Source organism: Chitinophaga sp. 01L420 (assembly GCF_056399985.1).
Window position 1 is genome coordinate 21,718 of the sequence record NZ_JBFTSK010000010.1, and the last position, 26,238, is coordinate 47,955.

Consider the following 26,238-nt stretch of genomic DNA (forward strand, 5'->3'; position numbering starts at 1 on the left):
TAAAAGAATGTTGAAAAAGGGTCCTTTGTTTTTCCACCTGCATTTACGTTGCGTTATTCCATTTTAATTTAGCCTTCTCAACCCCACCATTGACACCCTATTGCTCATCTCAAAACAATCAAACCATGAAACGTAAGCTATCTATGTTCTTATTGCTGACATTCATCTGTTCCAGCGTCTCTGTTGCAACTACTCCCACTAAAAGCACGATGAAAACGACCGTCAGTCGTGCCCGTATTCATGCGCACCTGCAGTTATCACAGCGCGTGCTGGGTATTGATGTAAACATACCTACTGCGCTGTATACTGTGGTCAACCTGAACACAAGTGCCAACGGCACTATTTACAACAGTAATTTGTATGATGTAGAAGTACAGGAGGGAGATGTACTTTATCTGAATACATTGGGATTAATACCTTCTATTACTTACACGGTGACCGCGGCTGATATTGCCAGCGCGTATATCCATGTGTCTATTTTGTCGCTTTAATGAATTTGTATGATTTAATAAACTAAGCCACCCACATGATGTGTGGATGGCTTAGTTTGTCGGATGATAACATGTCATTTATTGTACCCTAATCTTCTTTCCATATTTTTTTTATGCTACCTTCCAGATGCAGATCCCGCCAATGTCCTTTCTGATTCTCATTACTGATAAATGTTGTTAAATTATCTCTCTTCTTTATTTTAAAATACAAATTCAAATATCGTCTGGCCATACTTTCGTCTTCTAACTTGTAATACGACAAACTAATTCTATATCTGCAATCATTCTTAATTGATTTTGCTCTTCTGATATCGACATTTGTATATTTACAAATCTTCTCAATCCTCCAATTAATAATTCCCTTCGAAAGAATAATTGCTTTTTCATGCCATCCCAACATCTCTAAATCTGCAGAAAGATTGGCCATATGAATAGCATTTTTTCTATTACACATCCACGCACGCCTGTCATAAACATATGCTTTCTTAAAATTTTTCTCCCCGTAATAACTGGCTGCGATCTCACATAATATATCCGGATCTTCACCTGCTTTCTTTAAAGCTGCGAATAACTGACGTCTCGTCTTCATAATACTATTCTTATCAAAGCAGCGGGCGTAATGAACGCTCCGGCCCCATTAAATTAATACTAAAAAACATATCTTTCCTTTAAAACCCGATCATGGTAAATTACCGTCATCCTGCAAATGATGTGTAACTTCCACTATCCAAAACAGGTATTTTCTCCCATATGAAAATAAAAAAACTGACGGCTGCATTTTATCAGCAAAAAGATGTGGTGAAGATCGCCAGGGAATTACTGGGCAAAATGCTGGTCACGGAGATAGATGGCGTACGTACTGCCGGCAGGATTGTAGAAACAGAAGCTTATGCGGGTGTTACCGACAGAGCTTCCCATGCCTGGAATGAGCGGCGGACCAACCGCACCGCTGTGATGTATAGGCCTGGTGGACTGGCCTATGTGTACCTGATCTATGGCATCCATTACCTCTTTAATGTGATCACGAATGTAAAGGATACGCCTCATGCCGTATTGATCCGGGCCCTGGAACCGGTGGATGGCATTGATATGATGAAAGCCCGCTTCCTTCCCCTCCTCACCCAAAACATGACCGCCGGACCGGGGAACCTGAGCAAAGCACTGGGCATTGATATCGCGCTTACCGGGGAAAGCCTGACCGGCAACAAAGTATGGATAGAAGACGCCCCCAACCTCCCCGATGATCAGGTTGTGATATCTACCCGCGTAGGCGTGGCTTACGCCGGAGAAGACGCCTATCTCCCCTATCGCTTTAGCATAAAAGGTAATAAATGGGTGAGCAAAGGCAAAGGACTCATAAAAAATTCTCCGGGCAAAGTGTGATTTTTCAGACGTTGGTGCGAATAATGAAGAAAGCAACATTTTTTCAATCTGATACGCAGACAATTACAACGCATGAAGTCAATTGACAAATCGGAACACTTTCTTACCGTTATTCAAACGCACAAAGGCATTCTATATAAAATAGCAAATGCTTACTGCCACGATGCGGAAGATAGAAAAGACCTCGTGCAGGAAATTATTGTGCAGTTGTGGAAATCATTTGACAACTACTCCGACCAATATAAATATTCCACCTGGATGTATCGTATCGCTTTAAATGTGGCCATTTCATTTTATCGCAAAGAAAGTCGCAGAAAACAGGTAGACAATCCACTATCGGAAGGTGTATTGAATATGACAGATACAGCCGCACCGGACGAAACAGCCACCAATATTGGATTTCTACAACAGTTCATCGCTGAACTGAAAGAGTTAGACAAGGCCCTGATGCTGCTCTACCTCGAAGAAAAAAGTCATAGGGAAATCGCTGAAATCATGGGTATCTCCGTCAGTAATGTGGCAACGAAAGTCAACAGAATCAAAGCCGTTCTAAAACAGAAATTTACGCATCTCAAAACCTAGCACAATGGAAGACACAGAAATGATCCATCTCTGGAAATCTTACGACAAAAAGCTGGAAGAAAACCTGTCGTTCAACAGGCAAAATGCAGCCGATATCACCCATATGAAAGTCCAGTCAGCCCTGGCTTCCATGAAACCGCTTAAAATATTTACCATCCTTATAGGTATTATTTGGGTGATTTGGGTAGACAGTATACTGATCAGCACCTTCCGCATCGCCAACCCGTTTTTCCTGGTTTCAGCAGGAATACAGGTACTGCTGACCAAACTGGCCATTGGGATATATCTCTACCAACTCCTCCTCATTCAACAGGTAAACATTAACGCCCCGGTACTGGACACCCAGGAAAAACTATCGAAGTTGAAATCCTCTACGCTTTGGTGTGCCCGGTTGCTTTTCCTGCAGCTGCCGGTATGGACCACCTTCTACTGGAACCAAAGTATGCTGGACAATGGCAATGGCTGGCTATACGCGCTCCAAATCATCGTAACGGTATCATTTACCTACCTGGCCATCTGGCTGTTTATCAACATCCGGTATGAAAACAGCCATAAAAAATGGTTCCACTTTATTTTCAATGGCAAAGAATGGAACCCGGTAATAAAAGCGATGGAATTACTACACCAGGTACAGGAATACCGGCAATAAAGCCTGACGGCAGGTAACTCATTTGCTATCCGCTGTTAAGCTGTTAACATACGCAATCAGCTTTACCAGGTCTTCGTCATTCTTTACATTCAACTTATTACTACGGATATACGCTTCCAATGCGGTGCTATTACCACCAAGAGCTTCCAGTACCGCTTTTTCATTTTTCTTAATGATTACAGGCTCTCCGTTTTTTGCAATAAAATAGGTAGTGTATTCTTCTATCGTACGAACAGTAGTAGCAGAGCCATATGCTTTATCCTCACGCACCTTTTTCACCTTTCTGACCAGCAGCTGTATTTTACCATCGGCTAATACCTGGTAAAAGGAATTTTCGTTGCCATTCTTTACCGGGGTAAAACCATTGCGAAATAACAGCGGCTGATTGTCTTTCCGGTTGGTGATCGTAAAAGATTGTACCGGCTGCGCAAATGTGTTCATCTCGTTCTTTTCATTTCTAAACAGCAACACATCTTTTACCTGGTCATATTTCAGGGCCACGCCCTTATAAGATTTACCGTTCTTAAGTTCCACATTTCCTATTGCCCATTCCTCCTGCAGATAAGGGGATCCCTGCACATCTATGTAACTCTTTTCAAATACAGGATTACCATCTGCACCTTTGGACAACAAAGCCGCACCCGCCTGCGCAGATAGGCGTCCCAGGCTAACGATCAATACGAATCCGGTTAACAACCAACGTTTCATGATATATTCTTTTAGCATTTTATGGCGCTAAAATACGAAAGGGCAACAGGTATTCTATAGCTACTGCCTTTTATTTTTAACCCCAAACAAAAACCCGCCTCGCAGCGGGTTTCGTTTGGGGTTAATGCTTGATAATTATAAAGCGCTTACTGTTTTACCAGTGTATTGATATTAATATGCGGCCACATAATTAATCCGGCTTCACCGAAGCGGGGCAGGAAATTAAAATTCGTCTGCTGCGTATATTGCAACTGCAGGAAACTGGTATTACCCGCTGTCACCTCTTCTACCCAGAAAGTGGTGTTAAAATTATTAGGGTTTACATGCTGCGTAGTAAAAGGAATATTCAGCAGACTGGAAGTATCCAGTACAAACGTCGTTACTTTACTGATCTGTTGATTGGTTAATGCTTTCCGTAGTGTAGCATTAGGATTCTTCACATCAAAATCGGGAAACTTTGTTTGCGCCTGCAGGTATTGATCCAGGTAGCCTAAAGGCACGTTGGGACCAGCCTCCGGAGTAGAACTATTATCTGCTATAGCCGGTGTCCCCTGAGAAATAAAGGAGTTCCCCAGCACCAACACGGCATCACCATGCGGAATACTGGCCTGCCGAGCAATCGTCTGGGACGGTGGTGCCATGGGAGCCACAGCAGTAAGCTCCACTTTTTGTGGTTCTATATGAGACAGATTAAGCCACATACCATTTTCCACATGCAGCACGCCACCCGTGAGATTATCCGTTACCACCAGGTCATATAAAACAGCACCTACCATTTGTTCAATAGTACCACCACGATTAGGCACCGGCGCACTCACGGCAGTGAAGTTGATCGTTTCTGTATAATTCTGTATCAATAACAGGAAGCCTTCAGCACCATTGGGAACTGCTACCAGGTTCCAGCCACTGGAGCCCTTCCAGGTTCCGAGCAATGCCGCCAACGGGCCTAACTCTTCCTCAATCTGGGCATTGGTACCGGCCAGGCGGACAAAATTCCTTAAAGGGGGAACGTTTTGAAATGTTTGCATGATATAGCTATTTTGGGAGTGGATAAAAGCAGTGGACTACTCCGGCATCAACGGCATTACATCCCCTTACGGTAGTTGCGTACCACTGATAAATTTTCGAAGTAGGAAAATGGATGAATTTATTATTCAAACAATAATAAATTCAGCTCAACTATCGCTAAGCATCTGTCATTTTATTTTTAGTGTACGGATGTTTTTGTAAATAAGTACTGCATAGATACGCAGCTACCAAAGGTAGTCTGTGGAGAAGGGAACTGTCCTTGTAAAAAGGTACATACATTTCTTTCCTGATGTAATCAAACATGCTGTGGTGGTAAATTTGAGGGTATCATGAGAATTTCAAGGTATGCCGTAAATAGAGAGAAAACCAGCTTTGTAATTCTATTAATGGATAATTGAGTCGTTATCTTAAATTGAGCCTTTGAAATTCCTGATAGCGGTTTTATAGTCGTACACTATAAATGTAAAATAATTTTAGCTAAAAAAGAAATTGATTTCCAGTGGATAGTATATGCTGAAACGCCCTTTTTGTTTTGCCTCGCAAAGGAATTTCCCTCATCATACTATATCTTTACTTTATATTCATCAGCACTATGGATGACCAACTTTACCAGGCCGACCCGCATATTGTAGCAACATGGGCAAAAGGATGGGCTATCGCCCGGGAAGTATCCCCTCCGGTGCCCGACAGCGGTGCATTCCGGATAGAAGTGGGACTCCCCGATCACGTGAGGCGCTACATTTTTTCCGCTGCTACTGCAGCGGTGCGGCAACTCGCAGATACCATTACCGACCCTTATATTTTCCTGAAGGTATGTGCACCACCCGATGTGGTAAGCACACTCCTGCCTCCCGGCTGGATCATACAACCGCAGGCTTATATGATGACCTGCTTCGGAGCCATGGCGCCGGTTAACACCGTACTGCAGGAAGGATATGTACTGGATATCAGCGAAGACATTCCCGTTCCCATTGTCAGGATATTAACAACGCAGGGCGAAGTAGCTGCTATTGGTCGCATTGCCTTTGTAGGTGATTATGGTATCTATGACCGCATTGAAACACATGAAAGTCACCGCCGCCGCAAACTGGGAAGTGTGATCATGAAAACGCTGGAAGCCGTTGGTACCGCCCATGGTATTAACAAAGGGCTGCTGGTAGCCACCAGGGAAGGCAGAGCACTATATGAAACACTGGGTTGGCGATTACATTCACTGTATACTACTGCTGAAATTCCCGGCCCTGTATTACCTGGTTAACCAAACATTCTCAACGGAAAAGGCTAAACAGTTCACTTCTCCGCCACTATCACGAAACGATCTTTCTGCACATCCAGGTAAGGATGAACAGCGAAGTAATCTTTCAGCAAAGCCGATATTTTTGTGAAATCAAAATCATCATAGTCTTCGAATAAGTAAGGCATAGACCGAACATAAAATAACAACGCTTCCGGATCATAAAATCTCATAAAGCCCACATCCTGCGCTTTAAAGGATATTTTAAAAGCAGTGGGCACAAATTCCTGCAATGCATAGTCCAGGTTCCAATGCAAAAATTCTTCATTAGGCTTTACCTGAAGTACCGTGGCTACAGACAAATCACTTCTCCCATCGACCTGTTGTGTAATAAAATATCCGCCGGGCTTTAAGATGCGGTATACTTCGTGTACATCATAACTTTCATGACGATCTATCACCAGATCAAAAAAATTATCTTCAAAGGGAAGATGGTCGTCTGTATAGTCAGCAATCAGTGTACCACCAAATGTTTGTAATCGTTTGGTGGCCAGTTCCACATTCGGCGCATACCCTTCTGTGGCATATATCTGAAGCGATGCCTTATCCGGCAACAGGCTCAGAAACTCGCCTCCCCCTGTCCCGAGGTCAAGTAATACACTCCCGGGTTTAAGATGCTGACATATGGTCACAAAGTAATTCCAGGGCAAAGGGCTTTCCATCATCCTGCCCGTGTTCGTTAAATAAGTAAAGTCCCAACCGGTTGCTTTATCTTCCTGCATATCACGAAAATTTTCTCCAAAGAAATTAAACTTAAGTAAAAATGCCGGATTAAAAGAAAGCGATGGTGGGTCATCTGCATTAATATTTTTCGGGAGAAGATAAAGGCAAAGTTGTTTTATATAATCGTTCCGGTATTCCGGCGAGTGCAGATGAATGTACCTGTTCTCCTAATCCGTAGAATTGCTGAAAGCTCATGATCAGTGGACGCCACTTGTCAGGATCTATCCTGTTAGGTTGTCCGCTCATCAATATCGTTTCTTCCACATGTACCCTTTCTATTTTCAACTCAAAAGTAACGATGCGCCAACGTTGCTGCGGATCATCTTCTCCAATAGGATGCACAGCGGTGACAGTTGCTTCCATTTGTACCGGGCACTCTGCAACGCGGGGAGCACCCACTTTGTCGGCCGCTACGGGTGTAAGTCCTGCGGCTTCAAATTTATTGGGCTCAAAACGATAACCCCGTTGCCGTTTCCTTTCAGGCACCGGATTGGTTCCGGTAGTTAAGGCCAGCTGGTCAACTGCTGCTGCTTCATGCACGGAGGGCAGATTTAACACACATTGCCTGGTGCGCAACAGGTTCTCTGTTGTTTTAGACGACATCCCCAATCCTATTATACAACGCCATCCCAGCCAGAAAACGGAAGACATGGGCGCCAGGTTATAGCTGCCGTTTCCATTCACGGTGCTGATAAGCACTACCGGCGTACCAAAGTACAGAATGGCGGGTTCACTGATTTTATGCATATATCATGTATTAACGAATACTCAAAATTGGTGATTCTCCACCCGGAGGCAAACCCGAATCTTGCGATGTTACAGTAAACCTCCTTTGAACAAAAAAAAATACTTGTTCAGTTTCCGGTTGCCACCCAACTACAACTGGCCTACTTTTGGATAAAAGATATACATGCTGACTCATGAAATCATGTACCAGGCGCTTGTTGATAAGGACGTTTCTTACGAAGGGACTTTTATAGCAGCTGTGAAAACAACCGGCATATTCTGCCGGCCTACCTGTACAGCCCGTAAGCCGAAGCAGGAAAATGTGGAGTTCTTTCAATCAACAAAAGAGGCGATACTAAAGGGTTACAGACCCTGTAAGGTGTGTAATCCCCTGGAAAAAATGAACGAAACACCACTGCATATAAAAGAGATCCTGGACGAACTGAATGCAGATCCATCCAAAAAATTCAAAGACGCAGACCTGCTTCAAAAAGGCATTGAGCCCATTACTATCAGACGATGGTTTCTAAAAAACCATGGGGTGACGTTTCAGGCTTACCAAAGGATGTTTCGGATCAATTCTGCCTTCAAAAAAATACAAAACGGGGAACCTGTTACCTCCGTGGCTTTTGATGCAGGGTACGAATCATTAAGTGGCTTCTCTGACTCTTTCAAATCAATATTCGGGGTATCTCCCTCCAATAGCAGGGATAAACAGATCATCAATATTACCCGGCTGGAAACGCCGCTGGGGACGATGTTTGCCTGTGCAGTAACACAGGGCATCTGCCTGCTGGAATTTACCGATCGTAAAATGCTGGAAACAGAACTAAAATCCCTGGCGAAGCAACTGAATGCAAATATCATCCAGGGCGCCAATCCACATTTCGAGATGTTGAAACAACAACTGGAAGAATACTTTGAAGGAAACAGAAAAGTGTTCACCGTTCCGTTGTTTTCGCCGGGAACACCGTTCCAGGAAACGATCTGGGACATACTGCAAACCATTCCGTATGGTGCTACCAGCTCTTATAAACAACAAGCCCTGGCGGTTAACCGGCCCGAAGCCATTCGTGCCGTAGCCAATGCCAATGGTATGAACAGGATTTCTATCCTGGTACCCTGTCACCGCGTAATTGCCGAAGATGGCCAACTCACAGGCTATGGCGGCGGGATATGGAGAAAGAAATGGTTACTTGACCACGAAAAAACAAATTCAATTTAACCCGGATATCACGATTGTTATGGAAAAGAAAAGTTCTAAGTGGATGGCACTCCTCGTCATCCTCACGGCGCCCCTATTGTATGTTATTGACATTTTCATCATCAATATGGCAATCCCGGGCATCAAAAAAGGAGTACATGCCACGGATGGAGAAGTGCAACTGGTAATTGCAGGCTACCTGCTGGGCAGCGCCTCCTTCCTTATTACCGGCGGCCGCGCAGGCGACTACCTCGGCAGAAAGAAAGTATTTTTCTGGGGCATGTTCTTCTTCACATTGACATCTTGTTTATGTGGCTTATCACAAACCGCCCTGGAACTGAATATCACCCGTTTTTTTCAGGGTCTCAGCTCTTCTTTTATGGTACCGCAGTCGATCGCATTTATACAGGTACTCTTTACCGATCCACGCGAAAGGGCCAGGGCTATTGGCTGGTACGGTATCACCCTGAGCATTGCTGCCATCATTGGTCAGATATTGGGCGGTTACCTGGTAGATACACATTTCCTGATAGAAGGCTGGCGCCTGATTTTCTTTATCAACCTGCCGGTAGGTATCATCGCGTTGTGGGCCATTCACCGGTATCTGAAAGAAACACCCAGGGATACCGGGCAGCGGTTTGATTATTCAGGCGCGCTGATCCTCACTACCGGGCTTGTCTGCCTTATTTATCCATTGACCAAAGGACGTGAAATGGGATGGCCGTTGTGGAGTATTGGTGTGATGCTGCTATCGCTGTTCATTTTTGCTTTCTTTATCCGTAATCAGCAAATGAAGGTCGCCCTGCGCAAAGGCAGCTTAATTGATACTGCGCTTTTTAAGATCCGTGAATTTAATATTGGTCTGCTGGCGGTGCTGTTTCATTTTATGATGCATACTGCTTATTTGCTCATGAGCGCTATCTACTTACAGAACGGGCTTGGATTCACTGCCCTCGACTGTGGCCTCGCATTCATCCTGCATGCGGTACTATTCATGATCTCTTCTATTATCGCATCGCGGTTGATTGTGCGGTTCGGGAAGTGGGTGTTACAGGCTGGTCTTTTGATTATCCTGATTTCTTTCCTGCTGCAAATATTACTCTTTAAACCGGCCGTAAGTCCGGTTTGTGTAACGTTACTGATTGGCATTTATGGGCTGGGTAATGGACTGGTATTGCCTTTTTTGTTGAACATCGCATTGAAGAGTGTTCCGGTAAAATTCGCCGGGGTGGCCGCAGGTGTATTCTCTACTTTTCAGCAAACAGCATCTGCTTTAGGGATCAGTATACTGGGCGGTGTTTTCTACTATGTTGTCAGCCAGCAGACTTCATCTCCAAATTATCTCAAAGCATTTGATACTGGCATTGCCTTTAGTATTATTTGCCTGGGAATAGTAGGTATCATGTTATGGATGTTACCCAAAACAATGGAAGACAATGTGGTGGAKTTGCAACCCGAAGGAATCTGACAGTTATTTTATCCGGTCCCAGTAAATGGTTTTTCCCAGCAGTGAAATGCCCACATAGCCCCTGATTTCCAGCCGGCCATTCCTGACTTTCATATTGGCACGGTAAGATTTGCCAGTGGTAGCATCATAAATTTCACCACCTTCCCATTGCCCGTCCTTATATTGAAAACCAGTCAGCATCACCATATTCAGCCATTCCCTGCTTCTTAATCTTACATCGGGGTTCTTCGTATCTTTACGAAGAACTCCTTTTTCATCGAGCATGTATTTACCCCATAACAGTTTCCCCTCGTAGATATTTCCTGATTGATAGATTTCAATTTTACCCGTTTTATCTTCGTTGAACCATACACCCAGTACACTGTTGGCAGGACTATTCTGTGCATTTATTTTTATCGCGAAAGAAAAAAGACAACAAAAAAACAGAAGGGCTTTCTGGGCTACCGGATGATATTTTTTCATTAGCATTTGATTAAATAGTATGCGCATTATGGTGTTAAGATAAGCGTTCATCGCGTAATATGGCATGCACTTGTTTTTTTAAATAAAAAATTTGCTGTATACTGGCTTTTTATACAGATGAACATGAAGAAGAAATTACTTTTTTTAACGCTTGCCTGCAGCGTAGGCACTGCTTTTATAGCTCATGGACAACAATCGTCTTATGTAAGTATTTTACCGGGAGATGATGGAGCCACCATTATCCGGAAGGCAGCGAATGTACGCCCTACGGAACGGCAGTTGCGCTGGCAGGAGCTGGAAGTAACCGGCTTCCTTCATTTTGGTATGAATACTTTTACAGAAAGAGAATGGGGAGATGGCAAAGAATCACCGTCCCTCTTCAACCCCACCGAACTGGATGCCACCCAATGGGTACGGGCAGCTAAAGCCGGCGGCATAAAACAACTGATCCTGACAGCTAAGCATCACGACGGCTTTTGTTTATGGCCCAGTAAATATACAGATCATTCCGTAAAAAACAGTCCCTGGAAAAATGGGAAAGGCGATGTGGTAAAAGAAGTAGCGGATGCTTGTCACCAGTCGGGCATGGGCTTCGGCGTATACCTGTCACCATGGGATAGAAACGCTCCCATGTATGGTACCGATGCTTACAATGATTATTTCGTAAACCAGCTAACGGAGCTTTTAACCAACTATGGCCGCATAGACGAAGTATGGTTTGACGGCGCCAATGGAGAGGGCCCGAATGGTAAAAAACAAGTCTACGATTTTCAGCGTTGGTATAGCCTCATCCGCAAACTACAACCCGGCGCCGTGATTGCGGTAATGGGACCTGATGTACGCTGGGTAGGTACAGAATCCGGCTATGGCAGAAGCACAGAATGGAGTGTGGTGCCTGCCAACAATTTAGATCAGAATACAGTGGCGGCTTTATCTCAAAAAGAGCTGCTGATAAAACCCTCCGGGTATGGCAATGGCGAAGATATGGGCAGTCGCGATGCCTTATACAAAGCCAACAGCTTAGTATGGTATCCCGCTGAAACAGATGTATCTATCCGGCCAGGATGGTTTTATCACAAGCAGGAAGATGACAAAGTAAAATCGCCGGAAAAATTGCTGGACATCTACTTCAATTCCGTTGGCAAAAATGGGGTACTGCTCCTCAACATCCCACCGGATAAACGGGGACTGATAGCCGAAAGTGACGTGAAAAATCTTACAGCATGGAAAAATTCGATTGATCACATCTTCTCTGAAAACTTTATCAACAAGGCTAAAATTACTGCCAGCAGCGGTAAAAATACAAAGGGCCTCGCCGATGCGAATAAAAATACCTACTGGACAACTAAAGATAAAGACACCACCGCCACTATTGAATTCGACCTGGGTGCTGTAAAAACGTTCAATGTATGCCGCTTACAGGAATACATTAAAAAAGGGCAACGGGTAGAAAACTATGTATTGGAGTATAAAGCAGGCAATGACTGGAAAGAAGCTACTAACGGCACCACCATTGGTTATAAGCGGATGCTCACTTTCCCGGATGTGAGCGCACAATTCATCAGGTTGCGTATTACATCTTCCCGCACGGAACCGATGATTTCGGAGATAGGCATTTTTATGCAGCAAAAATAAAAGCAAATACAAGATATTTAAAGCATGCTCACCAGCACAGCCGGGTTACTCCAGCTGTGCTATTTTTTGCTGAATCGTTCGTTTATCCGTTCCCGTTTTAGCCAGCGTTAATGCGTGCTGTAAATGCTGTATGGCTCTCCTGTTATCAACATCCGTGTACAGTTCGCCCAACAACACAAAGTAATAGTGGTTGCCGGACAATTGTAATTTTTCTGCTTCGGCAATCGCCACTTCCTTTCCCTTTACTTTTGATAGCGCATAGGTTCTGTTCAGTGCCGCCATGGGTGAATATACCAGTTGTAATAAGCGATTGTATAGTTGCAGAATATGATCCCATTTTTCGGGGGTATCTGTTTTCTGCGTATTCCAGTAAGCAATCGTGGCTTCTATATGGTACCTCGACATCTGCTTTCCCTGTGATGCCGCATGAAGGAAGTACACGCCTCTGCCAATCAACTCCTCATTCCAGCGTGTTTCATCCTGGTCCTGGTATAAAACAATTTCCCCGTTTTCATTTTTCCGGGCTTCAAATCGGGAAGCATGAAAACACATCAGGGAAAACAGGGCATTTACGCGGGGCTGATTGGTCTGTTCATTTTCAATAAGCAGATAAGCCAGGCGCATGGCTTCCAGGCAAAGGTCTTCCCGCAACACCACATCCTGACTTTCGGAATAATACCCTTCATTGAATAATAAATAAAGGGTAGTCAGCACGGTGTCCAGCCGGTTATTGATTTCTCCTTTATCAGGAAACAGGATGGTTACTTTTTCGAGGCGCAATTTTTCTTTGGCCCTGAAAAGTCGTTTGTTGATCACATCTTTACTGGTGAGAAAAGCATTGGCAATTTCTTCAATACCAAAGCCACACAGAATGCGGAGCGCCAGGCCTATTTGCGCTTCCACAGGGATAACCGGGTGACAAATTGCAAATAACATTTGTAACTGGCTATCCGCTATATTTTCGGCCGATAAATTAATTTCCATTTCAACGGCTCCGGGAGTATCTGCTTTTACCTGGGCAGCAATCTTCTCTGCAAAGAGCTGGTTGCGTTGCAGATAATTTTTTGCTTTATTTTTTGCCACGAGATAAAGCCATGCGGTGGGGTTTTCCGGAATTCCTTTATAAGGCCAGGTTTCCAGTGCCGATAAAAATGTTTCACTGGCCAGGTCTTCCGCAATCTCCATATGTTCCATACCAAACACTTTACAGAGCACAACTGTAATTTTCCGGAACTCTGACCGGAACAAATGTGGTATCAATTCGGATGGCATCATACGAACAAAGGTCCCGCAATATCCTGCTGTTTATGGGGGCATTTACTTTTTAATGAACACCGTCTGCTTTGGCAATTTTACGGACTTCCACCGTATTACCTTCTCCCTGTAAAACAGGACAACCCTTTGCAAACTCCACGGCCTCTTCTACGGAATTGGCCTTCACGATGATATATCCGCCAATCGTTTCTTTTATTTCACCAAAAGGGCCATTTGTTACCATCTGATTGGAATGCACTACCCTGCTGTCATCGAAAGGAAGTCCATTCCCACCGCTGAATTTGTTCTGGGCAGCAATCCCACCTATCCAGTCCATCGTTTGTTTCATCCAGATCTGTATCTGTTCCGGAGAAGCGACCTTTTTGCCGTCTTCATGTCTGAAAATTAACATAAACTCATCCATGTTCTTAAGTTTTTAGTGTTCGGGAATAATGATACTATACCCTAATAACAAATGGAATGTCGGCAATAGGACATAGGGTGCAGAAAATAAATCGATTCTTTACAGCGCAGGCTGGTATTCTATATGGTGTTTCAGGTCTGCCAGCCGTTGTTTCACATTATTTTCCAGACGACGTCTGATAGATTTTGCCAGCAATGTAAAGGGAAATCTGACTGCAAAAGAATATAGGAAGATGACCTCCGTGGTATGATGGTCGATGGCTTTAAATGTCCATGATCCCAGGAATGATTTAAACATATAAGGCCCTTTGGTCATTCTGACGGCCGTTACTTTAGGAGGATTGAAGGTAACATACTCTGTTACCATGCCCAGTCCGTTTTGTGCCACACAGTGGGCCTTTACGCCTTTAGCGGCAGTGCTGGCGCCATCCATGAGGTCTGCCTTTTTCAGGAAGGTATCCCACTGAAGCCGCTTACCATAATCCTGCGTATAGTCAAAAACGTTCGCAGCATTTGCCTGAATGCGGATAGCTGCCGTAAATTTGATTACTTGCATAACGGGAGTAATATTTATGATGCTCTGGTTGATCTGTTGAACGGGGCGGCTGGCACCCGGCGCTTCAATAGCCACTTAAGATACGGCTTTCCTGTCAGAAAACGACTTCAACAAAGGTAAAGCCCCCAAAAGTTTAAACTTTTGGGGGCTTTACAAAAACTGCCTTATTTATTTTACCTTATCCCAGCAGTTGTGCAAAATGCTGCAACTCCTGCACATATAACGCTGGTGTTTCCAGTGCTGCAAACCTTCCACCCTGCGGCAGCTTGTTAAAGCTCTTCAGATTCACGCGGCGTTCTGCCCATTCTTTCGGTGTATTGCTGTCGGCCGGGAAGATAGATACCGCCGTAGGTACTTCTGTTCTTGGCACTGGTTTAGGTCCGTGTTCTCCAAACATAGAACGTGCATCTTCCAGGTATCTTCTGATGGAAGTATTGATGCTGGAAGACACCCAATAGATCATAATATTGGTGAGTAATTCATCTTTTGTAAAACTGTTTTCAATATTTCCTTTGGTATCGCTCCAGGCATAAAATTTCTCTAGTATCCAGGAGGCCAGTCCTACCGGTGAGTCGTTCAAGCCATAGCCCAGTGTTTGAGGCTTGGTAGATTGAATCATGTTAAAAGCGCCTTCCATGAACCACCAGCCCTGAATAAACTGTCCGAACTGTTGCTCTGCCGGCGACATGGTGGACCAGTCTTCCGTGCCATTAGGATAGCCGGTATCGGTAAGGTGAATACCTTTTACCTGTGCAGGATAGTTTTGTGCCAATGAAGTGGTAACTGCGAAATCACCTGCTGCCAGGAAGTTGGAGTAGCCGAGTACTTCCGTCATTAATTTCGCCCACAGATGTGCCGTTTTTTCAGAGGTCATAGCAACCTTGCCGGAAAAGCCGTGACCTGGCATAGAAGGAATGATCAGGTCAAAAGAAGGCGCTCCGTTTGCAGGTTCCGTGAGCATCGGAATTACTTTATAAAAACGGAAAAAAGAGTCAGGCCATTCATGTGTGAGCAATAACGGCTTTGCATCATTTCCTTTTCCTTTCACATAAATAAAATGGATCTCTACGCCATCAATTGTTGCCTTAAACTGAGGAAAGCTGTTTAACAGGGCTTCCTGTTTACGCCAGTCGAAGCTATTCTGCCAATAGTCTGTCAGCTCCCGCAGATACTGCGGATTGGTACCATAGTTCCAACCGGCATTTTCCGGTTCATCTGTCCAACGGGTTTGTTTCAGCCTTACTTGCAGGTCAGTGAGCAGGTCTTCAGATACTTCGATTTTAAAGGGCTGTAGTTGTTTCATGATCGTATTTTCTTTAAGTGATTTTTTAATGTTGCAGCGTAGGTAGCTCCTATTCTGAAACAAAGCTAGTCACGCAATGTGACAACAGTCTGTCAGTTGAAAAAAAGAAAGTTGAAATATTTTTTTAGGGAGATGAGGTGGAGGATAGCCATATCTTAGCATAATACCATTTTTTCTGCAGTCCCCGGCAAATTTCCCCGGCGGCAGAACGATCCTCCAGGTATACATCTCCCTGTACTCAAAAAAAATTTGACAAAAAACTTGTTTACTTAAACGTTTAAGCATATTTTTAAGAAATGAAGAAGGTCTCGCTGAAAGATATCGCTACAGAAGCAGGTGTGTCCACGGCACTGGTATCCTATGTGCTGACAAATAAGGAGAAAGAAGCCAGGGTTGGGGAAGAAATTGCCAAAAAGATCCGGGAGATAGCGCGCAAGCTCAACTATCAGCCCAATCATATTGCCCGTAGCTTAAAAAGTGGCCGGTCTTTCACCATAGGATTGATTGTAGCAGACATTTCGAACCCTTTCTTTGCCAACATCGCCCGTACCATAGAAGATGAAGCCAAGCGGAATAATTATACGGTGATCTTTGGCAGCTCAGATGAAAACGTGGATAAATCCAGGGACCTTATTAATGTATTATTAAACCGGCAGGTGGATGGATTAATCATTACGCCTACGGAGGGATCAGAAGAACAGATCAACCAACTGAAGGCGCAAAAAGTACCCTTTGTGCTGATTGACCGTTTCTTTCCGGATATAGAAGCCAGTCATATTGCCGTGAATAATTATGAGGCGGCGTACAATGCGGTATCGCACCTGGTAAAGATGGGCAGGAAACGCATTGGCATGGTCGCCTATAAAACAACCCTGCATCATATCAGTGAGAGAAAACGTGGTTATAAAGAAGCATTGCAGGCGCATCATATGACAGGGAATACGTTGCTTAAATCAGCAAGGTATTCACATCTGAAAGAAGATATTAAAGTATCGATCGATCAGCTGCTCAGTGGCCGTCACCCGGCCGATGCCGTTTTTTTTGCGACCAACAGCCTCGCCATGGAGGGATTGAAATATATTAACTCATTGGGAATACGCATTCCCGATCAACTGGCTGTGATCACCTTCGATGAAGGAGAAGCACTTGACCTGTTTTACTCACCCGTTACGTTTGTACGGCAGCCCATTCTGGAAATGGGAAAAGCGGCGGTACGTGTGCTGCTGGAAGAAATCAAAGACAATAAAAAAGAGATCGAACATATTTGCATCGACACGGCACTGGTGGTCAGAAAGTCCTGTGGTAGCCGCTAACAGCGGTTATCCTCTACACACCATTGCATAAGATGCCTGCTATTTTTACATTAATGCTTAAACGTTAAAGCGTYAATTAACTAAAAGCTAAACGCTAACTGCTAACAGCTAAATCAATCCACACATGATGAAAAAACTGCTGCTGCTATCTTTATCTGCCTGTCTCAGCTGGGCCACCTACGCACAACAATCCTTCAACGGATTAGACATGAACATGGGGAATCTTTTCCGTCTCTCCAATGCGAAAACACGCTCTATCAGTCCGGAAAACCTTACCGGCGAAACCGGCAAAGGAGGCATGGCCACACTCGATCAGGGCAACGCCCGCGGCGCCGCCAAGGACCTGGGTCAGGGCTGGAAAGTAAACCCTTATATTTTTATTGAACCCGGCAAAACAGTAACACTGGCCGAAATAACCGGCCCCGGCGCCATACAGCATATATGGATGACGCCCACCGGCAACTGGCGCTACTCAATCCTCCGCTTCTATTGGGATGATGAAACTACTCCTTCTGTAGAAGTACCGGTAGGTGATTTCTTCGGCATGGGCTGGGGCGAATATGCTCCCCTCAGTTCTCTCGCGGTATGCGTAAATCCCGGCAGCGCCTTCAACTGCTACTGGGCTATGCCTTTCCGGAAGAAGTGCAGAATCACCATGGAAAATATTAATACAGAAAAAATGACCCTGTACTACCAGGTCGACTATACGCTGACCACCGTACCGGAAGATGCCGGTTATTTTCATGCGCAGTTCCGCCGCAACAACCCGGTGAAAGATGCGTCTTTCACAATGTTGGACGGCGTTAAAGGACAGGGACAATACGTGGGTACCTACCTGGCCTGGGGCGTTAATAACAACGGCTGGTGGGGCGAAGGAGAAATAAAATTCTTTATGGATGGTGACGGCAAGTTCCCTACCATTTGCGGTACTGGTACGGAAGACTATTTCTGCGGCTCCTATAACTTCGATCACAAAGGGCGTTATGCAGAATTCTCTACCCCTTATACGGGTCTGCACCAGGTGATCCGCCCCGATGGATTATATAAATCGCAACAACGCTTTGGCTTGTACCGCTGGCATATTATGGATCCCATCCGTTTTGAAAAAGAACTGAAGGTGACCATACAGGATCTGGGCTGGCGCAGTGGTGGCCGTTATCTGCCACAGCAATCGGATATCAGCAGCGTGGTGTTCTGGTATCAGCGCGAACCACATGCCCCTTTCCCCAAGTTGCCATCTATGAATGATCTGGAAGTAAACTGACCACTAAAATTACCAACAAGATGAGTCGAGCATTGTTAACAGGATTACAGTTGATAGGAAATAATTTTTCCGGAGAAGGTGATCACTTATTCCGGGCATTTGATCCGGTGCAGCAACAGTGGTTGCCCCAGGAATTCAGGGAGGCGACCACCGGGGAAATAGATACCGCTTTAACCATGGCGGCCAAAGCATTTATTACCTATAAAAAAACTACGCCTGCGCAACGGGCTGCTTTTCTGCATGCCATTGCAGATGATATTGTTTCCCTCGGAGATGAATTAATCAACGTGGCCTCGGCGGAAAGCGGTCTGCCGCTACCGAGGCTACAAGGAGAAAGAGATCGCACCACCGGGCAGTTGCGGTTGTTTGCCAACACCATCAAAGAAGGCTCCTGGGTAAATGCACGTATCAATACGGGCACACCCGATGTGCGGCAGATGCAGATTCCCCTGGGTGTCATCGGCATCTTCGGCGCCAGTAATTTCCCACTGGCATTTTCCGTGGCTGGTGGCGACACGGCTGCTGCACTGGCCGCTGGTTGTCCGGTTGTATTCAAAGCACATCCGGCACACCCGCACACCTCCTACCTGGTAGCTACCGCCATCCGTAAAGCGGTGATGCGCACACAAATGCCGGAAGGCGTGTTCTCTATGGTACACGGCACCTCGCACGAAACCGGCCAATACCTGGCGGCGCATCCACTCGTATCCGCCATTGCATTTACCGGTTCTTTCAAAGGCGGTAAGGCACTATACGACACGGCTACACGCAGAGCGGTACCTATACCGGTATATGCAGAAATGGGCAGCGTTAACCCGGTGTTTTTTCTGCCGGGTATATTACGGGAGAAGGGATCCGCACTGGCCATGCAACTGCTGCAATCCGTGACCCTTGGCGTAGGACAGTTTTGTACCAACCCCGGCATGTTTATCACGCCTTCTGAAGAAACGGCTGCTGCGTTTATCAGCACCCTGCAACAAGGTATTGGTGGTATGAGCGGCGGACATATGCTTACCCCCGGTATTTTACATGYCTACCAGCAAGGCATCGACTCGCTTCAACAGGAAGGCGTTGCCGTACTGGGCACGGCCCATCCTGCGCCCGAACAGGCCACCCCTTACCTGCTACAGGTAACGGCTGCCAAAGCACTGGAAACGCCTGCTATCTGCCAGGAAGTATTTGGTCCGGCATCCCTGCATATTCAGGCAGGCAATATAGAAGAAGTATATGCCCTGGCACGCAGACTCGAAGGTCAGCTCACCGCTACCATTCACGGTACGGAAGAAGACCTGCAGGAGCATGCCGGTCTCATTGATATCCTGAGAGAAAAAGCAGGCAGGATCATCATCAACGGTTTTCCTACAGGCGTGGCCGTTAACCATGCCATGGTGCATGGCGGTCCCTGGCCTGCTGCCACCCCTGCTGCCGGCACCTCTGTAGGTACTGCCGCCATGTACCGCTTCTGCCGGCCGGTATGCTTCCAGGATTTCCCGGCCTACCTGTTGCCACCGGAACTACAGGATCATAATCCTATGCACATCTGGCGACTGGTAAATGGAAACAATGAAAAATTACGAATTACAAATTAGGAATTACGAATTACAAATTACGAATTACGATTCTGTGAGAGGACATACGAAGGTGTCACATAGGTCTCCCCACAAATCCGTAATTCGTAATTCCTAATTCGTAATTCTAAAAAACCAAATTATGGACCTGGGCTTAAAAGATAAAATCATTATAGTAACCGGCGGTGCCAAAGGTATTGGCGCTGCCATTACTTCCGTGCTTGCCGCCGAAGGCGCTATACCAGTCATCATTGGCAGAAGCGGGGAAGACAACCTCCTGCAACTGGCCCACATCCACAGTGCCGGCGGAAAAGGCGCACATGTCATCGCCGAACTCACCGACCCCGCTGCCTGCAAACAGGCAGTGGAAGAAGTTACCGCACAATTCGGCCGGATAGACGGACTGATAAACAATGCCGGCATCAATGATGGCGTAGGACTGGAAACCGGTTCCTACGAAGGATTTATGCAATCGCTGCATCGCAACCTGGTACACTATTACCTCGTGGCACATCATGCACTGCCCTTCCTGAAATCCAGCAAAGGCGCTATTGTAAACATCACCTCCAAAACCGCAGAAACCGGACAGGGCAACACTTCCGCCTATGCTGCTGCCAACGGAGGCCGCAACGCACTCACCCGCGAATGGGCCGTAGAACTCCTCCCCTTCAGCATCCGGGTAAATGCCATCGTAGTTGCGGAATCATGGACACCTTTATACGAAAGCTGGATCAACACCTTTGAAGATAAAGATGCCAAACTGTCCAGCATCGTGGAACGTATCCCACTGGAAAAACGAATGACCACCCCGGAAGAAATTGCACAGATGGCCGTATTCCTGTTGTCAGAAAAGTCCAGTCATACTACCGGACAACTCATTCATGTAGACGGCGGCTATGTACACCTGGACCGATCGCTGCTATAACTTTTTGCTCTTCTTACTTTATGCTAACGACCATGAAACAGACAACTTTAAAGATCCACCCCGGTGATAATGTATGGGTAGCGCTGCAGGACATTCCTGCCGGCACCCGCGTGGAATGCGGTGGTGAAACGGTAACGGCTGTACGTAATATTGAAGCCAAACATAAAATAGCTGCCCAACAGCTTCCAAAAGATAGTCCGGTGATGATGTACGGCGTACTGGTAGGCATCGCCAACGATGATATTCCTGCCGGTGAACTCATCACCACCAAAAATATCCGGCATGCCTCCGGGCAGTTTGCCGTGAGCGGAGAACGTCACAATGAATGGACGGCGCCAGATACATCTCCCTGGGAAAACCGCACCTTTGAAGGCTATCACCGCACAGATGGTCGCGTAGGCACCGGTAACTATTGGGTGATCATCCCACTGGTATTTTGTGAAAACAGGAATGTGCAGCTATTACATGAAGTGCTGATAAAAGAACTGGGCTACCGCAAGCAGCACACCTACGAAGCCATGTTGCAGCAACTGCTGCAGGACTTCCGGCAGGGCCATACCAGCAGCCATATCGCCACCGCGGAAAATGGCGAAGGCATCACGGTGCAGGGCCGTACTTTTCCCAACATCGATGGTATCAAACTACTCACGCATACGATGGGCTGCGGCGGTACTAAACAAGACGCTCGTACGCTTTGCGGATTGCTGGCCGGCTATATTACCCATCCCAATGTGGCAGGAGCCACAGTACTGAGCCTGGGCTGCCAGAATGCGCAGATAGATATGCTGAAAGAAGAAATAGAAAAACGTGTACCCGGATTCGACAGAACAGTGATCTACCTGGAACAACAACAAACCGGTTCCGAAAAAATATTGATGACGCAAGCCATCCAAAAAACATTTGAAGGATTAGCGAAAGCCAACACTTTCCAGCGGCAGCCTGCCCCACTCAGCAAATTATGTATTGGCATGGAATGCGGCGGCTCCGATGGATTCTCCGGTATTTCTGCCAATCCCGCAGTAGGCCGTGTTGCCGATATCCTGGTGGCCCTCGGTGGCTCCGTCATCCTCTCTGAATTTCCGGAGCTATGCGGCGTAGAACAGGAACTGAGCGACCGCTGTGCAGATGAAGAACTAGCCGCGCGCTATGTACAACTGATGCGCGACTACGCCAGCAGCGCCGAAGCAGTAGGCTCCGGATTTGACTCCAACCCTTCTGCCGGCAATATCCGTGACGGGTTAATCACCGATGCAATTAAATCTGCCGGCGCTGCCAAAAAAGGCGGCTCTTCACCGGTAACAGATGTGATTGATTATCCCGGCTGGGTGCAACGTCCTGGCCTCGCATTATTATGCACACCTGGCAGCGATGTAGAATCTACCACCGCAGAAGTGGGTGCCGGCGCTAACGTAGTGTTGTTTACCACCGGCCTCGGTACACCAACCGGCAACCCGGTAACTCCCGTGATTAAATTATCTACCAACAGTAAACTCGCTGCGAAAATGCCCGATATTATAGATCTGGACACCGGCGCTATTATCAGCGGCGATGTATCTATTGATGAAGTAGCGGCCAATATTTTTGAACTCGTGATCGCCACCGCCAGCGGACATTACAGCACAAAGGCACAACAGCTCGGACAAGATGATTTTATCCCCTGGAAGCGGGGAATATCGCTTTAGCTGTTAGCTTTTAGATTAAAGCGGAGGGATTGGTGCGGAAGGATTTTTACTTTTTATCAACTATTATTTATCATTTCAATTCCATCGATATGAAATCCATTCTCCTTTCCGGTTGTCTGGCTGCGGGGCTTGCCGCGTGTAACGGCGGCGGAACCACGCATGAACAAAACCATATGAAGCCTGTCAACTTTGGTGAAGACGTTGCTTTTCTTCAGCAGCATTTAAAAAATGTAGTCGTATTAAAACATGCCGGCGACAGCAGCGGCCTGGTGGTAACCGGCGATTATCAGGCGCGGGTAATGACCAGCACCACCGGTGGTAGTGCCGGCAAAAGTTTTGGCTGGATTAATTACGACCTCGTAGCATCGCAAAAATTCGCACCACATATCAATGCATTTGGTGGAGAAGAACGTTTCTGGATGGGCCCTGAAGGCGGTCAATATGCATTGTTTTTCCCGCCGGGAAAAACATTTGATTTCGCCAACTGGCAAACACCCGGACTGATAGACACCGCACACTATGCCGTGACTGCACAATCCGATACCGCTATCACCTATCAGCAGGAAGGCAGTCTGCAAAATTACAAAGGCAGCACCTTTAAATTACAGATCAGCAGAACCATCCGCCTGCTGGGCAACAACGATATTACTTCCCGCCTTGGATTTACATTACCGGCAGGTATTAAAAGCGTGGCGTATGAAACAGATAATGCCGTCACCAACAGTGGCGACAGCGCCTGGCAGGAACAAAACGGACTGCTGAGCATCTGGCTGCTGGGCATGTTCAAACCCTCCGACCAAACCGCTATCATTGCACCTTTTCAGCATATTCCCGATGCAAAAAATCATATTACTGATGATTATTTTGGTAAAATTCCTGCACAAAATTTATTGATAAAAGACAGCCTGTTACTGTTTCGTGCAGATGGCAAGTCACGCGGAAAACTGGGTCTGTCGCCATTGGTAGCGAAAAGAGGCGCCGGTAGTATAGACCTTCAAAACAATATTCTCACTGTACTGCTCTACGAAGTTGTTCCACAGGGCCGTTATGTCAATTCAAAATGGGAGTTGCAAAAAGAACCCTTCAAAGGCGATGCGGTGAATTGCTATAACGATGGACCACTCGCCGATGGCACACAAATGGGCCCATTCTATGAAGTAGAATCTTCCTCAGATGCACGTGCACTAAAACCAGGTGAAACGCTCCGCTACCGGCAGGTGACCATGCACTTTGAAGGCGATGCCCAGGCACTGCAAGCCATGGCTTCACAGTTATGGCAACTACCGCTGAAAGATGTAGCACAATTTCTTGCTAAAAAATAAACGTGAGACCTAACACATGGTGCCAACGATAAATAAACCCGATAACAATACCACATTTCTTCATTACCAAATAAATCAACATGGAGATCATCCGCATTTATAAAACCTCCGCCGCTTTACTGGTTGCCTACCAGGATCAGTATTACACAGTGGCCGCCAACTGGAACAGCTATGTCAACAGGTCCGGATTATTTGATTATGTAAAGGCCGATATAAAAGGGAAAACACCTGTTCCAAATGCCATAGCGGAGCAACTGCTGGCAGGCGATCTGCTGGCGCCTATTGGCGCGCAGGAAGTATGGGCAGCCGGTGTTACTTATTACCGCAGCCGTACTGCCAGGATGGAAGAATCTGAAGTATCCGGCGGTGCTACCTTCTACGATAAAGTATATGTAGCAGAAAGGCCGGAACTATTCTTTAAAGCTACACCACACCGCGTATCCGGACATGGACAAATCCTGTTCATCCGCGAAGACTCCACCTGGGATGTACCGGAACCGGAGCTGACTTTATTTATCAGCAGCCAGGGAACAATTGAAGGTTATACTATCGGCAACGATATGAGCTCCCGTAGCATAGAGGGCGAAAATCCACTGTATCTGCCGCAGGCAAAAGTATATGAGAAATGCGCAGCACTGGGCCCCTGTCTCATGGTACCGGATGCGCCTATTCCACCGGATACCGTGATCAGCATGTCGATTTTCCGCAATGATCAGCAGCAATACTCCGACAGCATACCTATCAGTCAGATGAAACGCAGTCACCAGGAACTGGTGAATTTTCTTTACAAAGGCTGCGCTTTCCCGGATGGTTGTTACCTGATGACAGGCACCTGCCTCGTTCCCGACAACGGCTTCACCCTACAGGACAACGACCGTGTAGAAATCAGCATAGATCATATTGGCCAGTTGATCAACGAGGTACAGACCTGTCGTTTATAGCCCACCATAAAACCATCTTTTATGAATTCCACTATTGACATAAAGAAAGGGGCGTCCGCGCCCCCTTCCAGCAGCAGTCAACTGAAAGTCGCCTCCATACTCATTATCAGCCTTTTCTTTTTATGGGCGCTCACCGGCAACCTCATTCCTGTACTCATCCCCCATCTGAGAAAAGCCTGCCAGCTAAACGATTTCCAGTCGGCCTTCATTGACGCGGCTTACTGGATCAGCTACTTCTTTTTTGCATTGCCCGCCGCCTGGGTGATGCGTAAGTGGAGCTATAAAACAGGTATCATTACCGGTTTGCTGATCGCAGCAGCCGGCGCAGTATTATTCTTTCCCGCCGCAGAATTGCGCTCTTTCGGATTGTTTCTTTTTGCCTTGTTCCTCGTAGCTGCCGGCATGACCTTCCTGGAAACCGCCGCCAATCCATATATCACCATGATGGGTACACCAGAAACATCGGTGCAGCGGCTCAACTTTGCGCAGGCATTCAATGGACTCGGCGCATTCGTTGCCGCATTTTTTCTCAGTAAAGTGATCCTTTCCGGGAAAGAGTTTACGCATGAACAACTCAGCAGCATGTCACCGGATGTACTCAATAACTACCTTTTATCTGAAGCCCGCTCCGTACAGGTACCTTATCTCGCTATCGCCGGGGTGCTGGTGCTTACCGCCATCCTGTTTATGATCGTACATTTCCCTAAAATACAGGAAGAACACAGCGATGGACTAAGCATCAACTTTCGTGTATTCCGGCATATACATTTTCGCTGGGGCGTGATCGCACAATTTGCCTATGTAGGTGCACAGGTATGTATCTCCAGCTTCTTTATCCGTTATGCAGGATATAGTGGGCATATGCCGGAAAAAGAAGCTACTACTTTTCTGGGATTGCTGTTACTCTGTTTTATGGTAGGACGATATGCAGGAACGCTGCTCATGCGAAAAATAGCACCCCGTCAGCTACTGTTGTTTTACAGTGTGGCCAGTGTAGTACTGTTATGCTATTGCGTGGGCATTGGCGGAAGACCAGGTGTCTATTGCTTACTCGGTGTAGAATTTTTTATGTCGATTATGTTCCCTACTATTTTTTCGCTGGCCATCCGCGACCTTGGCAATGAAACGAAATCCGGATCCGCTTTCCTGGTAATGTCTATTGTTGGCGGAGCGCTGATACCGCTGGGGCTGGGCGCCATTACGTACTACAGCAATGTACAGCTAGGCTATACGGTTCCATTGATTTGCTTTGCCGTAGTGGGTTATTATGCATGGCGACATGCACTGCCGGTATTAAAAGTGATCAGGTAAGTAATAAAAAAATGGCTGCGGG

General features: G+C 46.3%; 26 protein-coding genes. 16 read left to right on the forward strand and 10 right to left on the reverse strand.

Features of this window, described 5'->3' with window-relative positions:
• Positions 1 to 125 precede the first annotated feature (125 nt).
• A complete protein-coding gene (locus tag AC1DP6_RS12230) occupies positions 126 to 491 on the forward strand; it encodes a hypothetical protein (protein WP_477055064.1) in 366 nt (121 codons plus the stop codon).
• 88 nt (positions 492 to 579) lie between these two features.
• Here AC1DP6_RS12230 and AC1DP6_RS12235 read toward each other — a convergent pair whose 3' ends face one another.
• Positions 580 to 1,080: a hypothetical protein gene (locus AC1DP6_RS12235; RefSeq protein ID WP_477055065.1), complete on the reverse strand. Its 501-nt coding sequence runs from the start codon at positions 1,078 to 1,080 to the stop codon at positions 580 to 582.
• A gap of 161 nt (positions 1,081 to 1,241) precedes the next feature.
• Between AC1DP6_RS12235 and AC1DP6_RS12240 the strand changes: the two genes are divergently transcribed.
• From AC1DP6_RS12240 to AC1DP6_RS12250, 3 genes are all read left to right on the forward strand, one after another.
• A complete protein-coding gene (locus tag AC1DP6_RS12240; protein ID WP_477055066.1) occupies positions 1,242 to 1,874 on the forward strand; it encodes a DNA-3-methyladenine glycosylase in 633 nt (210 codons plus the stop codon).
• Between the two features lie 72 nt (positions 1,875 to 1,946).
• Positions 1,947 to 2,456, forward strand: a complete 510-nt coding sequence (locus AC1DP6_RS12245; RefSeq protein WP_477055067.1) for an RNA polymerase sigma factor — start codon at positions 1,947 to 1,949, stop codon at positions 2,454 to 2,456.
• Between the two features lie 4 nt (positions 2,457 to 2,460).
• Complete coding sequence (locus AC1DP6_RS12250; protein ID WP_477055068.1) at positions 2,461 to 3,105, forward strand: hypothetical protein; 645 nt, start codon at positions 2,461 to 2,463, stop codon at positions 3,103 to 3,105.
• An 18-nt stretch (positions 3,106 to 3,123) separates the two neighbouring features.
• Here AC1DP6_RS12250 and AC1DP6_RS12255 read toward each other — a convergent pair whose 3' ends face one another.
• Together AC1DP6_RS12255 and AC1DP6_RS12260 are read right to left on the reverse strand one after the other, a co-directional pair.
• Positions 3,124 to 3,813, reverse strand: a complete 690-nt coding sequence (locus tag AC1DP6_RS12255; protein WP_477055069.1) for a hypothetical protein — start codon at positions 3,811 to 3,813, stop codon at positions 3,124 to 3,126.
• Between the two features lie 146 nt (positions 3,814 to 3,959).
• The gene (locus tag AC1DP6_RS12260) at positions 3,960 to 4,841 is read right to left on the reverse strand and encodes a heme-binding protein (protein WP_477055070.1); all 882 of its coding nucleotides are present in this window, start codon (positions 4,839 to 4,841) and stop codon (positions 3,960 to 3,962) included.
• Positions 4,842 to 5,434: 593 nt separating this feature from the next.
• Between AC1DP6_RS12260 and AC1DP6_RS12265 the strand changes: the two genes are divergently transcribed.
• On the forward strand, positions 5,435 to 6,100 hold the full coding sequence (locus AC1DP6_RS12265; RefSeq protein ID WP_477055071.1) for a GNAT family N-acetyltransferase: 666 nt from the start codon (positions 5,435 to 5,437) through the stop codon (positions 6,098 to 6,100).
• 32 nt (positions 6,101 to 6,132) lie between these two features.
• Here the strand turns inward: AC1DP6_RS12265 and AC1DP6_RS12270 are convergent, their stop codons facing one another.
• Together AC1DP6_RS12270 and AC1DP6_RS12275 are read right to left on the reverse strand one after the other, a co-directional pair.
• Positions 6,133 to 6,858, reverse strand: a complete 726-nt coding sequence (locus AC1DP6_RS12270) for a class I SAM-dependent methyltransferase (RefSeq protein ID WP_477055072.1) — start codon at positions 6,856 to 6,858, stop codon at positions 6,133 to 6,135.
• Between the two features lie 79 nt (positions 6,859 to 6,937).
• Complete coding sequence (locus AC1DP6_RS12275; protein ID WP_477055073.1) at positions 6,938 to 7,606, reverse strand: flavin reductase family protein; 669 nt, start codon at positions 7,604 to 7,606, stop codon at positions 6,938 to 6,940.
• A 163-nt stretch (positions 7,607 to 7,769) separates the two neighbouring features.
• On the opposite strand from AC1DP6_RS12275, the gene AC1DP6_RS12280 reads away from it, so the two are divergent.
• Positions 7,770 to 8,810 carry a bifunctional transcriptional activator/DNA repair enzyme AdaA gene (locus AC1DP6_RS12280; RefSeq protein WP_477055074.1) on the forward strand — a complete coding sequence of 347 codons (1,041 nt, stop codon included), beginning with the start codon at positions 7,770 to 7,772 and terminating at the stop codon, positions 8,808 to 8,810.
• A 19-nt stretch (positions 8,811 to 8,829) separates the two neighbouring features.
• Entirely contained in the window at positions 8,830 to 10,257 is a 1,428-nt protein-coding gene (locus AC1DP6_RS12285) for an MFS transporter (RefSeq protein ID WP_477055075.1), read from the forward strand.
• A 3-nt stretch (positions 10,258 to 10,260) separates the two neighbouring features.
• On the opposite strand, the gene AC1DP6_RS12290 is transcribed toward AC1DP6_RS12285, so the two are convergent.
• The gene (locus tag AC1DP6_RS12290; RefSeq protein WP_477055076.1) at positions 10,261 to 10,719 is read right to left on the reverse strand and encodes a DUF2147 domain-containing protein; all 459 of its coding nucleotides are present in this window, start codon (positions 10,717 to 10,719) and stop codon (positions 10,261 to 10,263) included.
• A 123-nt stretch (positions 10,720 to 10,842) separates the two neighbouring features.
• On the opposite strand from AC1DP6_RS12290, the gene AC1DP6_RS12295 reads away from it, so the two are divergent.
• The gene (locus AC1DP6_RS12295; protein ID WP_477055077.1) at positions 10,843 to 12,354 is read left to right on the forward strand and encodes an alpha-L-fucosidase; all 1,512 of its coding nucleotides are present in this window, start codon (positions 10,843 to 10,845) and stop codon (positions 12,352 to 12,354) included.
• A 45-nt stretch (positions 12,355 to 12,399) separates the two neighbouring features.
• Here AC1DP6_RS12295 and AC1DP6_RS12300 read toward each other — a convergent pair whose 3' ends face one another.
• The 4 genes from AC1DP6_RS12300 to AC1DP6_RS12315 form a co-directional block, all read right to left on the reverse strand.
• Positions 12,400 to 13,548, reverse strand: a complete 1,149-nt coding sequence (locus AC1DP6_RS12300) for an RNA polymerase sigma factor (RefSeq protein WP_477055078.1) — start codon at positions 13,546 to 13,548, stop codon at positions 12,400 to 12,402.
• 130 nt (positions 13,549 to 13,678) lie between these two features.
• A complete protein-coding gene (locus AC1DP6_RS12305) occupies positions 13,679 to 14,032 on the reverse strand; it encodes a YciI family protein (protein WP_477055079.1) in 354 nt (117 codons plus the stop codon).
• Positions 14,033 to 14,131: 99 nt separating this feature from the next.
• Positions 14,132 to 14,587 carry a type II toxin-antitoxin system RatA family toxin gene (locus AC1DP6_RS12310; protein ID WP_477055080.1) on the reverse strand — a complete coding sequence of 152 codons (456 nt, stop codon included), beginning with the start codon at positions 14,585 to 14,587 and terminating at the stop codon, positions 14,132 to 14,134.
• A gap of 178 nt (positions 14,588 to 14,765) precedes the next feature.
• Positions 14,766 to 15,890, reverse strand: coding sequence for an epoxide hydrolase family protein (locus AC1DP6_RS12315; protein WP_477055081.1), 1,125 nt, complete (start codon positions 15,888 to 15,890; stop codon positions 14,766 to 14,768).
• Positions 15,891 to 16,186: 296 nt separating this feature from the next.
• On the opposite strand from AC1DP6_RS12315, the gene AC1DP6_RS12320 reads away from it, so the two are divergent.
• The 8 genes from AC1DP6_RS12320 (at position 16,187) to fucP (ending at position 26,216) form a co-directional block, all read left to right on the forward strand.
• Positions 16,187 to 17,203, forward strand: a complete 1,017-nt coding sequence (locus AC1DP6_RS12320) for a LacI family DNA-binding transcriptional regulator (RefSeq protein ID WP_477055082.1) — start codon at positions 16,187 to 16,189, stop codon at positions 17,201 to 17,203.
• 124 nt (positions 17,204 to 17,327) lie between these two features.
• The gene (locus AC1DP6_RS12325; RefSeq protein ID WP_477055083.1) at positions 17,328 to 18,467 is read left to right on the forward strand and encodes a glycoside hydrolase family 172 protein; all 1,140 of its coding nucleotides are present in this window, start codon (positions 17,328 to 17,330) and stop codon (positions 18,465 to 18,467) included.
• A 20-nt stretch (positions 18,468 to 18,487) separates the two neighbouring features.
• Positions 18,488 to 20,056 carry an aldehyde dehydrogenase (NADP(+)) gene (locus AC1DP6_RS12330; protein ID WP_477055084.1) on the forward strand — a complete coding sequence of 523 codons (1,569 nt, stop codon included), beginning with the start codon at positions 18,488 to 18,490 and terminating at the stop codon, positions 20,054 to 20,056.
• A 121-nt stretch (positions 20,057 to 20,177) separates the two neighbouring features.
• Complete coding sequence (locus AC1DP6_RS12335) at positions 20,178 to 20,960, forward strand: L-fucose dehydrogenase (protein ID WP_477055085.1); 783 nt, start codon at positions 20,178 to 20,180, stop codon at positions 20,958 to 20,960.
• A 32-nt stretch (positions 20,961 to 20,992) separates the two neighbouring features.
• Positions 20,993 to 22,642 carry a UxaA family hydrolase gene (locus AC1DP6_RS12340; protein WP_477055086.1) on the forward strand — a complete coding sequence of 550 codons (1,650 nt, stop codon included), beginning with the start codon at positions 20,993 to 20,995 and terminating at the stop codon, positions 22,640 to 22,642.
• Between the two features lie 89 nt (positions 22,643 to 22,731).
• Positions 22,732 to 23,964 (forward strand): DUF6786 family protein, encoded by a 1,233-nt coding sequence (locus AC1DP6_RS12345; RefSeq protein WP_477055087.1) that lies wholly within the window; start codon positions 22,732 to 22,734, stop codon positions 23,962 to 23,964.
• Between the two features lie 80 nt (positions 23,965 to 24,044).
• Positions 24,045 to 24,905 carry a fumarylacetoacetate hydrolase family protein gene (locus AC1DP6_RS12350; protein ID WP_477055088.1) on the forward strand — a complete coding sequence of 287 codons (861 nt, stop codon included), beginning with the start codon at positions 24,045 to 24,047 and terminating at the stop codon, positions 24,903 to 24,905.
• Between the two features lie 21 nt (positions 24,906 to 24,926).
• Positions 24,927 to 26,216 carry an L-fucose:H+ symporter permease gene (gene fucP, locus AC1DP6_RS12355; protein WP_477055089.1) on the forward strand — a complete coding sequence of 430 codons (1,290 nt, stop codon included), beginning with the start codon at positions 24,927 to 24,929 and terminating at the stop codon, positions 26,214 to 26,216.
• The last annotated feature ends 22 nt before the right edge of the window (positions 26,217 to 26,238 follow it).